Source organism: Rhodoferax sp. P2_H8_2 (genome assembly GCF_056403235.1).
Genome location: NZ_JBFUFW010000010.1, coordinates 12,494 through 25,200, shown reverse-complemented (window position 1 = coordinate 25,200; position 12,707 = coordinate 12,494). Strand labels below are relative to the sequence as shown.

The window sequence follows — 12,707 nt, the reverse complement described above, 5'->3', positions numbered from 1 at the left end:
CATGACCGCAACCATCGTCTACCGCGCCGCAACGCATGAAGATGCGCTGTGCATAGGCGTGCTGGCAACCCAGGTTTTTCTGGACACCTATGCGCCCCAAGGCGTACGCCCGGACCTGGCACGCGAGGCGCTGGCCTGCTACTCGCCCGAGCTGATGGCCGCGCACCTGGCTGATCCCGGTGTGCACTTCATGTTGGCCGAATCCAAGGACCATCTCGTCGGTTTTTTGGAGCTCGCATTGAACCGACCGTGCCCCGTTCTCAGTGAAGCCACGGCTGAAATTGCGCGTTTGTATGTGCAACGCAATTTCCACCGGCACGGCATTGGACAAGCGCTATCCGCACACGCAGAACGTATCGCGCATGCGCACGGTCACAGTGCGCTGTGGCTGACGGCGTGGTCGGGCAACGCGCCCGCGCTGGCTTTTTACCCGCGCCTGGGCTATGCCGACATAGGTCGCACACACTATGTCATTGAAGGCCAAAGCTATGAAAACCGGGTCTTTATCAAACCCACGGGGCTTGGATGAGAGTTCGCTGAAGATTTGGAGAAGAAAGTGGCTGCGATGCCTATGGAAGTTGCGTAAGCAGCTACTATTTTCATAGCAACCGCTGAGCAAGTCAGGGCTTGTCTTGGGAAGCGTCGTAAGGCAGCGCCGCGTCGTTGCGAACCTCGCGGGCCTGAACATCCATCACATCGGCAGGCGCCCCGCCGCTAAACCCTGTACCCGTACGGCCCGGCCATTCGCCGCTGCGAAACCGTTGGGATGCTTGGTTAAACCGCGAGAAGGTAGTGACAAAGGCGGGCTTGCGGCCAGTCAATAGCGCCTTGAGCAAGATTACGACCACGCTGACCAGAGCCACACACAGCAGGCTCAGGACAAAAACCAGTGCTGCAGCCAGCAGCACCAGTTTGAAGACAGTACGGACGATGGCGGAGAGAACAGTCGATACAAATTGCATGGGCCTATTGTGCCCAGCACCGGGATGCCACCAGAAGTGCTGAGGCTATCGATCGGTACGTGGGCATCGCGCGATCAGTCAGGCAAGAAGATTTCCTCAATCGCCAGGCCAAACAGTTGCGCAATGCGGAAGGCCAAGGGCAGTGAAGGGTCGTACTTGCCCGTCTCGATCGCATTGACGCTCTGACGCGAAACCTCGAGTTTCTCCGCCAGATCCGACTGACTCCAGTTGCGCTCGGCGCGCAGCACCTTGAGACGGTTATTCAACAGCTTTCTCCCGTTGCGCCATGGGTAATCCGGTTGATCAGTGCGCCAAGCCCAAACCCGATAAACCAGATGATGGCGACCCAGTAGGCGTCAACATGGGGCACGAGCCCGAAGTTCTCCAGAAAGCCCCAGACGGTTGCGATGGTGAGCGCGACCCCCGTGCCAATCAGCGTCTGGCGCACCAGCAGCATCCGCAGGAATTCATCCTTCTGTTCGACGATAAGCATGGCAATGGCGTAGAAAGCGCCCGCTACGGCCAAGCCGGGCAGCAAGCCAAGGACCCAGACGATGGGGCCATCCACCAGATGGCGCGTAATCAGGTACTTCGCGAGAAACAGGCTGACGACATAGACCGCCATCGCGCTGAATAGCCGCTTCAGGTAGCGGCGCTCGGGGGAAGACATCGCCATGCTCATGCCTCCTTCTTGCGCAACAGGTTGCACTCGCGTTTGTTCCGCAGGGACGTGAACGCAAGAATGGGCAGCACCAGCAGCAGGGTATCCGCAGCCTTGGCATCAAAGACGCCGTATTGTTTTGCGATCGCGACCATCAGCATCGCGGCAGCCCAGCACAGGCCTTTTTGAATGTTCTTCATGTGGAAAACTCCTTCGTGGTTAAGACAAGGAGACTTTACATATTCGAACACATTAAGTCAAGCAAACTTTACAAAAAGTCTTTAGAACTTGTCTTTTACTGCCAAAATAGTCGTCTAACGCCCGTCGGGAAAGCGTGAGCAGCTATCGATTCAATAGCAATCGAGTGGACGGTTCAGCGGTCCACTTGCGCAGATGGCCACCACCAACTGGCGTCTGGTACCTCTGCCCTGGGAAGCAATGGATTGGACAGACGGATGACGGTCCGCTTCTGCGCCTTGAGGGACTCGATTTCCTTGGCGTGGTACTGCTCAAACAAGCGGCGGAATGAGCCGTCCGCCAACGAGCGCTTCAGGCCTTGCGCGATGCGCATGGCGAGTAGGGTATTTTTCTTGCTGACCCAGAAATAAACCGGATATGGGAAATACAACGCCTTGCTGTGTTCAATGCGAAGTTGCGGGAACTTCTGCGCCTGCTGCTCCAGTTCGCGCTGCGCCTCGTTCAGGCCGCGGGGGAATGCATCGAACCGGTGTGCGTCCAGCATGGCAAACAGATTGTCGTAGCCAGGCGAGGTTTCCACGACAAAGCCGTTCGCCTGCATGATGGGCAAATCGGCCCACTGGCTGTTCAGGCCAAAGAGCAACTCCTTGCGCATGCGCGCCGCGGTCATTTTCTCGATCCGGGGTTGGTCCTCGGAGCGAATGATCAGCAAACGGTAGCCCACAATTCCACGCAGGATGTCGATCTTGATGGGTTGCATCAAATCTTCGCGGTCAGCATTGGTACCAAATGCCAATACATCGATGTCACCCGACTGCAACAACAGGCTGGCACGTGCTTGCGTCATGTCCTCGTTGATGGCGTGCAGGCGCACCGGCCCGTAATGGGGGCTGCGCTGCAAAGCCAGCTCCAGCAACTTCCAGCGGTACTCGTAAATCATCCCCGACGGGAAAACCCGCAGGACCTTTTCCTCCGCATGCACGGAGCCAATCACGAATAACGCCAGGCCGCACAACGCCGCAGTGCGGCACAAAGGCCGCCAAACACGCATGAAACAAATGCCGACCCACATGGATGATCCCGGTAAGAGCGATAAATTCGCCCCAGTATCAACGACTAACGCCGCCCCTTACGTAGGGGATTTGCCCAATATACGGCGAAAGCGGATGAGCGCCCAGCGAAACTTCAACGCCCCGTCATCAACATCACCGCGCCCGAGAAACTCAGAAAGGCCGCGGCAGTGGACACCAGAATGATGCGGGCGATACGCCCGTTGTCCGCACCAAAGCGCTCGGCCAGCAGCGACACGTTGCTGGCGCTGGGCAACGCAGCCACCAACACCAGCACGGTCACAGAGAACTTGTCGATGGGCGCACCCAAATGGATGGCCGCCGTGCATGCCAACAGCACCAGCAGGGGATGCAGAAACAACTTGATCAACGCCACAGGTACATATTCCTGCCAATGCACCTCGTGCGCCTTGTCGTGCAGTGCCAGCATCTGCGAGCGGGCCAGCACCGCGCCAATCGTGAACAGGGCGACCGGCGATGCCGCATCGGCCAGCATGCCAACGGTGGCCACAACGGGTTGCGGAAAGTTAAGTTGCAACGCCGAAACCAACGCACCCAACAGGATGGCCCATGGCATGGGGTTGGTGGCCACGCCCTTGAGCGCGTTTTTCAGCGCCTCGGCAGGGGAGGTGCCCGATGCGCCACCCAGGCGTGACAGTGCAATGCACAGCGACGACGTAATCACCATGTCGACCAAGATGGTGACGATGGCAGGGCCTGCGGCTTTGGGGCCTAACAGCGCGACCAGCAAGGGGACGCCCATGAAACCGGTATTCGGGAACGCCCCGACCAACGCACCCAACGCCGCATCGTTCCAGCCAATGCGCCCGCGCAACGTGACTGCGATCACAAAAGCCACCATGACCAGTGCGCACAACAGATAGGTCAATGCGATGCTGGCGTCCAGCAACTGCGCAATCGGCGTAGAAGCGCCAAAACGGTACAGCATGCAAGGCAGCGCGAAGAACAGCACAAAGCCGTTCAGGCCGGGTATCGCCGCCAGTGGCAACATGCCCCGCCGGGCGGCAACGAAGCCACATAGCACCAACGCAAAGAAGGGGAAGGTAACGGTCAGGATTTGCAGCACCAAGCGATTGTCGCGCACCCGTTAAGATGGCGCGCCTGCTTCCCGTGTCTGCCTCACTGTCCGCCTTATTGCCTGTCTCGTTCCCGCATGTCTGCCCCCTCTTCCCACGGTCTGAATCTCGCCCAGCAAGAAGCTGTCAACTACCTGCACGGACCCTGTCTGGTGCTGGCCGGTGCAGGGTCGGGCAAGACGCGGGTGATCACCCACAAGATCGCGCGCCTGATACAGACCGGCATGGCGCCGCAGCGCATCGCTGCGATCACTTTCACCAACAAGGCCGCGGCGGAAATGCGCGAACGCGCAAAAGGCCTGATCGGCAAGGCCGCCAAGGATGTGGTGGTCTGCACCTTTCACGCACTGGGCGTGCGCATGCTGCGCCAGGACGGCGCAGCGCTGGGCCTGAAGCCTGCGTTCTCGATTCTGGACACCGATGACGTCACCAGCATCCTCAAGGACGCTGGCGGCACCGTAGACGCCGCAACGGCCCGCACCTGGCAATGGACCATCAGCGCCTGGAAAAGCGCTGGGCTGAATGCCGCGCAGGCACTGGCCCAAGCCGAGGACGACAACGCCCGGCAAACTGCCGTGGTGATGGGCCGGTATGAAGAGCGTTTGATCGCTTATCAAAGCGTGGACTTTGATGACCTGATCAGCCTGCCACTGAAGCTGCTACAAAACCATGAGGAAGTCCGGCAAAAGTGGCAAGGGCTGATGGGCCACGTGCTGGTGGACGAGTACCAGGACACCAATGCCACGCAATACGAAATGTTAAAGCTGCTGGTCGGGCCTACGGCCGCCGACGCACGCTTTACGGCCGTGGGCGACGATGACCAGTCCATCTATGGCTGGCGTGGCGCCACGCTGGACAACTTGAAGAAACTGCCGATCGACTTTCCCGCGCTGAAGCTGGTCAAGCTGGAGCAGAACTACCGCTCGACCAGCGCCATCCTGCGCGCGGCGAACAACGTCATTGGCCCGAATCCCAAGTTGTTTTCCAAAACATTGTTCAGCGAGCTGGGCGAGGGTGAACCGGTACGCGTGGTTGATTCCGACAACGAAGAGCACGAAGCCGAGCGCGCCGTGGCCCGTATCCAGAGCCTGCGCGCCGAAGGCGCTTTGGCGCAAGAAGGCGCGCAGTACAAGGCGTTTCGCGACTTCGCCGTGCTGTACCGCGCCAACCACCAGGCCAAGCCCTTCGAGAAGGCGCTGCGCAAGGCGAACATTCCCTACAAGGTGTCCGGCGGCCAGAGCTTCTTTGACCGCGCCGAAATCCGCGACCTGTGCGCCTGGTTCCGGCTGTGGGCCAATAACGATGACGACCCGGCGTTTCTGCGCGCCGTCACCACGCCCAAGCGCGGCATTGGTCACCAGACGCTGGGCACACTGGGCGTGTATGCAACGCAATACAAGCTGAGCCTGTTCGAGGCTTTATTTTCCTCATCCCTGGGCTCCGCCTTGGGCGCCAAGGCGCTGGGCAGCCTGCACGAGTTTGGCCGCTACCTGAACGACCTGGAATTCCGCGCCCGCCATACCGAAGGGGCCGAAGCCGCCAAAGTCTTCCTGGCCGATTGGCTCAAGGAAATCGGATACGAAAAGCACCTTTACGATGGCGAAGAAAGCGAGAAGATCGCTGCCGCGAAATGGACCAATGTGCTGGAGTTTTGCGACTGGATGGCCGCGCGCTGCGGCGGACAGATCGAAGATGTAGCCGGTGTCACGGAGCGCGAAGTCAAGAGCCTGCTGGAAGTCTCGCAAACCATCGCCCTGCTCTCCACCATCTCCGAGCGCGAAAAAGACCAGGACGTAGTGACGCTCTCCACGCTGCACGCCTCCAAGGGTCTGGAATGGCCGCATGTGATGCTGGTGGGAGTGACCGAAGGCATGCTGCCGTTCAAGCTGGGGGATGGCGCAGATTCGCTGGGCGGATCCACGAAGGCCGATGAGACAGTCAATGAAGACATGGCGACCCGTTTGCAGGAAGAGCGCCGCCTGATGTACGTGGGCATTACCCGCGCGCAGCGCAGTTTGGCCGTGAGTTGGACACGCAGGCGCAAAAAGGGGCGCGAGATGGTGGCCGCTTTGCCCAGCCGGTTTATTGCCGAAATGGCGCTGGACCAAACGACGGTGAAGGAAGACCCTAGGGAAAAGTTGAAGGCATTGCGCGCCGAATTTGCCCGTAAGGCAGAGATAAGCGCCGCTGCTGCAGCGCTGAACCGTTAGGGCCTAGCGCAGGCCGTCAAAACCGGTACGGACGGAGGGATCTCCGAACCCCAGAACCTCGCCGGAGACTGCGGGACCGAAGTTCTTTTCATGCAGGTCCAGCAAGGCCAGGATGGCCGCCACCGCTTCCTGGTTAAAACCAATCCGGTTGTGGCCCATGCCGTCGCCACCGTCCATGATCAGCTTGTTGAGGTACGTGCCACATTCTTTGTAGCCCCACATGGTGCGAATGTTGTTGGCGACACGGTGGTGGTGAAGATCGACGATTCCGAGCGCGTCTTCCCGGCGCTGGTCCGGTGACTTCTCTTCCAACGACAAGGGTTGTGTCGGAATTTCCAGATCCAGCGTCGGTACGACTGCAGGCTTGGGAGGCGTCTCGGCGCGCACGATGACCGTAGGGGCTTGCTCAATGGGGGGCAAAGAATCTACGGCAGCCAGCGCATCGGAACTGAAGCGCGAGTCCTGATCTGCCAATGCGCTGTCCCACAGGCTCCACGCAGTGTCCGGGTCATCTTCCACAACCTCCAGGCCGCGCGAATCCGCCGCATCCTTAGGAGGCGTTTTGTCAGACTTGCCGCCTTTGCCAAAAAACCCGCTGAACATGAGACACCCTTTGTATTCGGTTCAATAATAACCCAGCGCCCTCTGGAATGCCACTTGGCCCAACCGACGTACTGTGGGCATTGTTGCGTGAATGCTTCTATCGGTATGTACGCAAAACCACCAATTGGAGCCATTCCATCGGTACCTTCAGTCGACGCAACACATCCGCACTCAGCCCCTCGGGGCATGAAAAAAGCCCCACTTGCCAAAACAAGGGGGCTTCAATTTGGTGGCCTGGGGCGGAATCGAACCACCGACACAAGGATTTTCAATCCTCTGCTCTACCGACTGAGCTACCGGGCCTGAGCCTTCAATTATAGCAGCAAGAAAAGCGCCTTTTCCGAAACCCGCTCATGTGCCGGTGCGTTTGCTGCGCGTCAGGTCTACGCCAAGCTGCTTGAGCTTGCGATACAGGTGGGTGCGCTCCAGACCGGTTTTCTCCGCCACGCGGGTCATGGAGCCGTTTTCCTGTGCGAGGTGGTACTCAAAATAGGCCTTTTCAAACTCGTCGCGCGCTTCGCGCAATGGCTTGTCCAGTACAAAGTTCTGGTTGGCTTGCGGGCCAGTCAAGACAGCCGCCGAAGCAATCGGCACCGCACTCTCGACATACTCCACACTGGTGATCGAGACCGACTGGATTTCCAGTGCCGCCGCCTTGCGCAGGCTGCCGCGGGCCAGGCCCTGGTCTACCGCCTTGAGCAGTTTTTGCAATGTGATGGGCTTTTCCAGGAACGCCAGCGCGCCAATCTTGGTGGCTTCCACTGCGGTGTCGATGGTGGCATGACCGCTCATCATGATGACGGGCATGGTCAGTTGTCCGGTAGAGGACCACTCTTTGAGCAGCGTCACACCATCGGTGTCGGGCATCCAAATATCCAACAACACCAAGTCGGGGCGCTCGCGGGTACGCACCGCACGCGCCTGGGCGGCATTTTCGGCGAGCTCTACGTTATGACCTTCGTCATTCAGTATTTCCCAGAGCAGGTCCCGAATCCCGTGCTCGTCGTCTACAACCAGAATGTTTGCCATGGTGCCTGCGCTATTTCCCTTAAAACCGTAATCGCGCGCTCAGGTTGGCGCGCTGTTATCGATCGCCAATGATAACGATACTTGCGCGCCGACCACGACGCCGTCCTGAAGGCGGTTACCAACGTCGCAACGCGCCCCGTGTTCGTCCGCAATTTTCTTGACTACCGCCAACCCCAAGCCGGTTCCACGTGCCTTAGTCGTGACATACGGCTCGAATGCCCTTTTGAGGATTTGTTCCGGGAAGCCCGTGCCCCGATCCAATACGCTCAGGCGCATGCGGGCGCTGCCTTCCTTCCATTGGGTTCGCACGACCACGCTGCGGTCATCCGCCGTCTGGGGCGCAGATTCTGTTGCGTCCTGCGCGTTTTGCAGCAGGTTGTGGATGACTTGGCGCAATTGCTCGGCGTCACCCATTACACGCGGGCAATTTGGCTGCAACTCGAGGCGCACCGGCACGGTAGAGCTTTCGTTGTCATACAACTGCATCACGTCCTGCACCAACGCGTTGATATCAACGGGTTTGAGCTCCGCGGCTGGAAGACGCGCGTAGTCGCGAAACTCGTTAACCAGCCGCTTCATTGCGTCGACCTGGTCAACAATGGTTTTGACGGATTTGGTCAAAACTTGCTGCTCAGGGGCTTCGAGCTTGCCCCCCAGCCTTTTTTCCAGTCGTTCCGCGGAAAGCTGAATCGGTGTCAAAGGGTTTTTGATTTCGTGGGCCAAACGGCGGGCGACTTCGCCCCAGGCTTGTGCGCGCTGAGCCGACACAATTTCGGAAATGTCATCAAACACCAGAAGGCGCTCATCGCCTGGCAGCTCTGCGCCGCGCGCCACCAAGGTTAAAGAACGGTCAAACGGTCCTTGCGCCAGATTGAGGTTGGCGCCCAGTTCAAACGACTGTTGCCAGTGGTCCATTCCGCGCTCCATGCGCTGAGTCATCAAATCCGCGAACTGTGCTTGCACGGCCTGACCGAACTCCTGAAGCCCCTCAATTTCGGAGAGATATTCCCCCTCGTGCGCCGCCATAGGGATTTTCAGGATGCGCGTGGCCCCGGGGTTGGCCGAGCGGACTTCACCGTTGGCACCCAGCACGATCACGCCAGCTGTCAAGTTGTCCAGAATGGTTTGTAGATTGGCGCGGGCGGCGTCAACCTGGGCCATGCTGTGTTCCACCGCTTGCCGCGCATCAGACAACTGCGCAGTCATGGAGGCAAAGGCGCGCGTTAGACCACCCAACTCGTCCTTGCCTTGCATCGCGATCTTGGGCGTGAAATCTCCGGCCGCCACTTGACTCACGCCCTCTGCCAGCAGTAGCAAGGGCCGCGCAATCTGATTGCCCAGCACGATCGCCAACAGCACCGCACCAAACACCGCCAGAAAGAGACTTAACGTCAACGTACCGATGTACATGCGCTTGAGCCCATCACGGGCGAGTGCCCGCTCCTGGTATTCGCGATTCGCACCTTCGACCGCCAGCGCATTGGCCACTAAGTTCGATGGCAGCGCACGGGAGACCAACAGGTAGCGCAGTTCTGGCGCCAATCCCAGCGCATTCGAGGCAATCGGCACCAGTACCTTGATGCGCGCAGGCACCGCTGCGTCCTGCGCCCCATCCTCCAGACCCTCAACCCACGCCAGTGAGCGCTCAAAACGCGCGGTGCGGAACTGACTTGGCGTAGGTCGGTCCGGATTGAGCTGAAACCGAGCCTGCCCGGCACTCGCGATCAGATTACCGTTCGCACTCCAGATAATCACGTGGGTCGCGCCCAACTGCTCCAGAACCCGCTCCAGCACCAGCCCAGCCATGGCATCAGGGTTCTCCGCGAGTTGCACCGCGGCACCACGGGATTTGGAGGCCAAGTCGCTGGACAACGTGTCCAGGGTGACCCGGCCCAAATTCAGACCCGCTTCCAGCGCGCCCTCAACCTTGACATCAAACCAAGTCTCGATTGAGCGCGAGACGAACTGATAAGACACCACGTAAATCAGCAACCCAGGCGCCACACCCACAAGCGCAAAAATAGTCGCCAACTTGACCAACAGGCGACTACCGAATCGCCCTTGCCGCAGCCGTATAAACAGGCGCCAGCCGACGCCCACGATCGCCAGCAACAACGCGCCGGCGACCACTACATTGATGGTGAACAGGCGCGTGTAGTTTTGCTCATAGAGATCACGGTTATTGGTCGCCTGCATCAGCAGGGAAAGCAGTACCAGACCAATCAACACCATGACGGCAGCACCAATCGCCACTGCCCGGTTCAGGGCCTTGGCGTGCTGCATGGTGGAGCTCTGAGCCGCCGAATTGCCGTCAGGCATCATTTGCTGGATTCAAGGATCAGGGGCGCGACCAGATTGGCCGAAATGTCCCAGCCGGTCTGACCCAGCGCACCAATCTGGAATGGCCGAGGCAACTGGCTCAGGTCCAGCTTGAAGCGGAAATCGACGCGGTGCTTGACGCCCCCATCGAGGTCCGATGCGTCTGCAACTTTCCATCGTGAAATGCGTTTTATCACTGTCAGGGCTTGGCTCAGGTTCTCAAAACTCTGGTTCAAAGTCAAACCCTGGCTGCCTGCAACGGACGCCCCCTGCGTTACATTGACACGCCACGTGCGCGTCAGCGGCTGGTACGCCAGCCGCATGCTGCGTTGGGTGGTAGTCACCTTCTTGTCATACCAGTACCAACGATCGCGCAGTATCTCCACTTCGGCGAGGAAATACATGGGTATGCCCTTGAGCAATGCATCCTCTACGGCAGACGGCAGCTCGAACTGGATCTGTGCCGAAACAAAGATGTCTTCATCCTGCCGCTCGGCTCGGAACTGGCCGATATCAGCCTGGCTCTGCGCCTGGGCCAGCGACATGCCAACGCACAACAGGGCCGCGAAGACCCACCGAACGGCACTTTCAGGCCATCCGTTTTTCCAGCAGTGCGTAAAAGAAGCCATCGTGGTCACGGGTTTGATTGTCCGGGACGTCACCGGCATTCTCGCCATTTTGGGGCATTAAATGCCCGGGCGAAGGCAGCAATAGCGCATCGGTGTTGTGCGCAAGAAACGTTTGTATCTGCTCATCACCTTCAGCCTTGAACACCGAGCATGTGCAATACACCATGCGGCCGCCGGGCTTGAGTAGCGCCCATAGCACCTTCAGCATGCGGCGTTGTACTTGCGCCAACTGGGTAATGTCGGTTTCCCTACGCAGCCAGCGTACGTCCGGATGACGGCGCACAATGCCCGAGGCCGTACAAGGTGCATCCAGCAGGATGGCGTCAAATGTTTGTCCATCCCACCAGCTATCGGGCTGCGATGCGTCCGCACACACCACGTTGGCGGACAGTCCCAGACGGCTCAGGTTTTGCGCAATGCGGGAGCACCGCTGCGCATCCACATCCAGCGCAGTGACTTTTGCGTCACTGAGCTCCAGTAAATGCCCCGTCTTGCCGCCCGGCGCTGCGCAGGCGTCCAGAATGTTGCTGCCAGCAACCAGTTGGAGGCCCTGCAATAGCAACGGCGCAGCCATTTGCGCAGCGGTGTCCTGCACAGAGACATCTCCAGTGGCAAACCCCGGCAACGCCTGCACCGCGACGGCACGGTCCAGCAGGATCGCGCCCTGCATCCCCGGACGCGCAGCAATACCCGCGGCCACTAGTGCTTGCAAGTAGCTATCGCGGTTATTTTTGCGCTGATTGACGCGCAATGCCATGGGCGCCTGCGCATTGGCAGCGTCCAACATGGGCTGCCAATGGTCCGGATATTCTTTTTGCAGGCGTTGAATCCACCACAAGGGATGGTTCCATCGCGCCTGTGGGTCCGCATCGGTCTCCGCTACCAAATCCTCTCGCTCACGCAAGAAACGACGCAGGCACCCATTGATGAAAGCCCCCTGGTTGCGGGTGGCTTGATCTCGTTTGGCCGCCTCCACGGCTTGGTTGACGAGCGTAAAGACTTCATACGGAGCATTGGAGTCCCGCCAGGCAAGCGCCAGTGCCACGCACAACAGCGCGTCCGCTGCAGGTGGGGGCGCTTTGCTGGCGAGCAATCGTCGCAATGCCCGGGCACGCCCGAGGTTGCGCCAGACATGAAAAGCCAGTGCCTGCACCGCAGGGCGCAGATCTTGGGCCACTTGATCGATGGCCGCCGTGCCGGACATGCCATGGTTCACCGCCTGTATGACTTGCGCTGTCGCTTGCAATTGCCGCCACAGCGGAATCAAAGGTGCCGTGCTATTCATAAACGCCCCGTGGATTCAAAGCCCATAAAGCCGGCCAGCAAGCGCGCGGGAAACTGTGCAATGGCAGCGTCATAGTTGACCAATATCTGATTGAGGCCGTTGCGGGCGCTTCTGCATTTGTCCGCAATCGCATCCCAGGCTTCCCGCATATCTTCCGGCACAGCCGCACCCGCCAGATCCGCAGGCCCCTCATTGAGTCGCAGCCATTCCCGCTGCAATCCATCGGCCGCCGTGGCCAACGCCAGCATGGTCTCTGGCTTGAGCGGCTGCGCACGCGCCTTGCGCAAGGCCTCATCCAGCACCACAAGACACTCCACCAGCGCCGCCCATTCCGGCGGAATGGACTCGTCCTGCTGCGATGCGGCGCGTGCTGCGGCCACATCGGCCACTCCAAACCGTTTGCATGCAAGGTCCAGCAACTGCGTCATGCATTTGTCCACCGAGCCCAATGCATCCCAACCACGCGCGCGCAGGCGCATCAACCGGTTGTACACACCCATCGCCCAAAAGACGGCGATTGCGAGTAACAGCCAAAGCAACAATGAAGCATTCATGCAGTATTTTGACGGATCAGCGTATGAGCACCCACGAATAAAAACGCCCCACACCCGGTTTTAAACGGGTCTGGGGCGCCTGGGTCAGCC

At 59.5% G+C, this 12,707-nt stretch carries 14 protein-coding genes and 1 tRNA gene; 2 read left to right on the top strand and 13 right to left on the bottom strand.

Annotated features, from left to right (window positions below; genetic code table 11):
- Position 1: 1 nt before the first annotated feature.
- Positions 2-529, top strand: a complete 528-nt coding sequence (locus tag AC1DV6_RS15955; protein WP_477979122.1) for an N-acetyltransferase family protein — start codon at positions 2-4, stop codon at positions 527-529.
- A 91-nt stretch (positions 530-620) separates the two neighbouring features.
- Here the strand turns inward: AC1DV6_RS15955 and AC1DV6_RS15950 are convergent, their stop codons facing one another.
- The 6 genes from AC1DV6_RS15950 to AC1DV6_RS15925 form a co-directional block, all read right to left on the bottom strand.
- On the bottom strand, positions 621-962 hold the full coding sequence (locus AC1DV6_RS15950; RefSeq protein ID WP_477979120.1) for a hypothetical protein: 342 nt from the start codon (positions 960-962) through the stop codon (positions 621-623).
- Positions 963-1,036: 74 nt separating this feature from the next.
- Positions 1,037-1,228, bottom strand: a complete 192-nt coding sequence (locus AC1DV6_RS15945) for a helix-turn-helix transcriptional regulator (RefSeq protein WP_477979118.1) — start codon at positions 1,226-1,228, stop codon at positions 1,037-1,039.
- Entirely contained in the window at positions 1,225-1,638 is a 414-nt protein-coding gene (locus AC1DV6_RS15940) for a hypothetical protein (RefSeq protein ID WP_477979116.1), read from the bottom strand. The genes AC1DV6_RS15945 and AC1DV6_RS15940 overlap by 4 nt, the downstream gene beginning before the upstream one ends.
- Before the next feature lie 2 nt (positions 1,639-1,640).
- Positions 1,641-1,823: a hypothetical protein gene (locus tag AC1DV6_RS15935; protein ID WP_477979114.1), complete on the bottom strand. Its 183-nt coding sequence runs from the start codon at positions 1,821-1,823 to the stop codon at positions 1,641-1,643.
- Positions 1,824-1,996: 173 nt separating this feature from the next.
- Positions 1,997-2,872 carry a hypothetical protein gene (locus AC1DV6_RS15930; protein ID WP_477979112.1) on the bottom strand — a complete coding sequence of 292 codons (876 nt, stop codon included), beginning with the start codon at positions 2,870-2,872 and terminating at the stop codon, positions 1,997-1,999.
- 134 nt (positions 2,873-3,006) lie between these two features.
- Positions 3,007-3,978, bottom strand: coding sequence for an AEC family transporter (locus AC1DV6_RS15925; RefSeq protein ID WP_477979111.1), 972 nt, complete (start codon positions 3,976-3,978; stop codon positions 3,007-3,009).
- 87 nt (positions 3,979-4,065) lie between these two features.
- Between AC1DV6_RS15925 and AC1DV6_RS15920 the strand changes: the two genes are divergently transcribed.
- Entirely contained in the window at positions 4,066-6,198 is a 2,133-nt protein-coding gene (locus AC1DV6_RS15920) for an ATP-dependent helicase (RefSeq protein WP_477979109.1), read from the top strand.
- 3 nt (positions 6,199-6,201) lie between these two features.
- Here AC1DV6_RS15920 and AC1DV6_RS15915 read toward each other — a convergent pair whose 3' ends face one another.
- From AC1DV6_RS15915 to AC1DV6_RS15885, 7 genes are all read right to left on the bottom strand, one after another.
- The gene (locus AC1DV6_RS15915) at positions 6,202-6,801 is read right to left on the bottom strand and encodes a hypothetical protein (protein WP_477979107.1); all 600 of its coding nucleotides are present in this window, start codon (positions 6,799-6,801) and stop codon (positions 6,202-6,204) included.
- A gap of 227 nt (positions 6,802-7,028) precedes the next feature.
- Positions 7,029-7,104: transfer RNA gene (locus AC1DV6_RS15910), tRNA-Phe, on the bottom strand.
- Between the two features lie 48 nt (positions 7,105-7,152).
- Positions 7,153-7,830, bottom strand: coding sequence for a response regulator (locus AC1DV6_RS15905; protein WP_477979105.1), 678 nt, complete (start codon positions 7,828-7,830; stop codon positions 7,153-7,155).
- Between the two features lie 39 nt (positions 7,831-7,869).
- A complete protein-coding gene (locus tag AC1DV6_RS15900) occupies positions 7,870-10,152 on the bottom strand; it encodes a sensor histidine kinase (protein ID WP_477979103.1) in 2,283 nt (760 codons plus the stop codon).
- A complete protein-coding gene (locus AC1DV6_RS15895) occupies positions 10,149-10,694 on the bottom strand; it encodes a DUF4390 domain-containing protein (protein ID WP_477979101.1) in 546 nt (181 codons plus the stop codon). The genes AC1DV6_RS15900 and AC1DV6_RS15895 overlap by 4 nt, the downstream gene beginning before the upstream one ends.
- Before the next feature lie 43 nt (positions 10,695-10,737).
- On the bottom strand, positions 10,738-12,063 hold the full coding sequence (gene rsmB, locus AC1DV6_RS15890; protein ID WP_477979099.1) for a 16S rRNA (cytosine(967)-C(5))-methyltransferase RsmB: 1,326 nt from the start codon (positions 12,061-12,063) through the stop codon (positions 10,738-10,740).
- The gene (locus AC1DV6_RS15885) at positions 12,060-12,617 is read right to left on the bottom strand and encodes a LemA family protein (protein WP_477979097.1); all 558 of its coding nucleotides are present in this window, start codon (positions 12,615-12,617) and stop codon (positions 12,060-12,062) included. The genes rsmB and AC1DV6_RS15885 overlap by 4 nt, the downstream gene beginning before the upstream one ends.
- Between the last annotated feature and the right edge of the window lie 90 nt (positions 12,618-12,707).

Excerpts from the sequence above, each read along its gene's own strand:
- AC1DV6_RS15940 (WP_477979116.1), bottom strand. The coding sequence starts at position 1,638 with ATGGCGATGTCTTCCCCCGAGCGCCGCTACCTGAAGCGGCTATTCAGC.
- AC1DV6_RS15950 (WP_477979120.1), bottom strand. The coding sequence starts at position 962 with ATGCAATTTGTATCGACTGTTCTCTCCGCCATCGTCCGTACTGTCTTC.
- AC1DV6_RS15935 (WP_477979114.1), bottom strand. The coding sequence starts at position 1,823 with ATGAAGAACATTCAAAAAGGCCTGTGCTGGGCTGCCGCGATGCTGATG.
- AC1DV6_RS15895 (WP_477979101.1), bottom strand. The coding sequence starts at position 10,694 with ATGTCGCTGGCCCAGGCGCAGAGCCAGGCTGATATCGGCCAGTTCCGA.
- AC1DV6_RS15905 (WP_477979105.1), bottom strand. The coding sequence starts at position 7,830 with ATGGCAAACATTCTGGTTGTAGACGACGAGCACGGGATTCGGGACCTG.
- AC1DV6_RS15920 (WP_477979109.1), top strand. The coding sequence starts at position 4,066 with ATGTCTGCCCCCTCTTCCCACGGTCTGAATCTCGCCCAGCAAGAAGCT.
- rsmB (WP_477979099.1), bottom strand. The coding sequence starts at position 12,063 with ATGAATAGCACGGCACCTTTGATTCCGCTGTGGCGGCAATTGCAAGCG.
- AC1DV6_RS15955 (WP_477979122.1), top strand. The coding sequence starts at position 2 with ATGACCGCAACCATCGTCTACCGCGCCGCAACGCATGAAGATGCGCTG.
- AC1DV6_RS15930 (WP_477979112.1), bottom strand. The coding sequence starts at position 2,872 with ATGCGTGTTTGGCGGCCTTTGTGCCGCACTGCGGCGTTGTGCGGCCTG.
- AC1DV6_RS15885 (WP_477979097.1), bottom strand. The coding sequence starts at position 12,617 with ATGAATGCTTCATTGTTGCTTTGGCTGTTACTCGCAATCGCCGTCTTT.
- AC1DV6_RS15900 (WP_477979103.1), bottom strand. The coding sequence starts at position 10,152 with ATGATGCCTGACGGCAATTCGGCGGCTCAGAGCTCCACCATGCAGCAC.
- AC1DV6_RS15915 (WP_477979107.1), bottom strand. The coding sequence starts at position 6,801 with ATGTTCAGCGGGTTTTTTGGCAAAGGCGGCAAGTCTGACAAAACGCCT.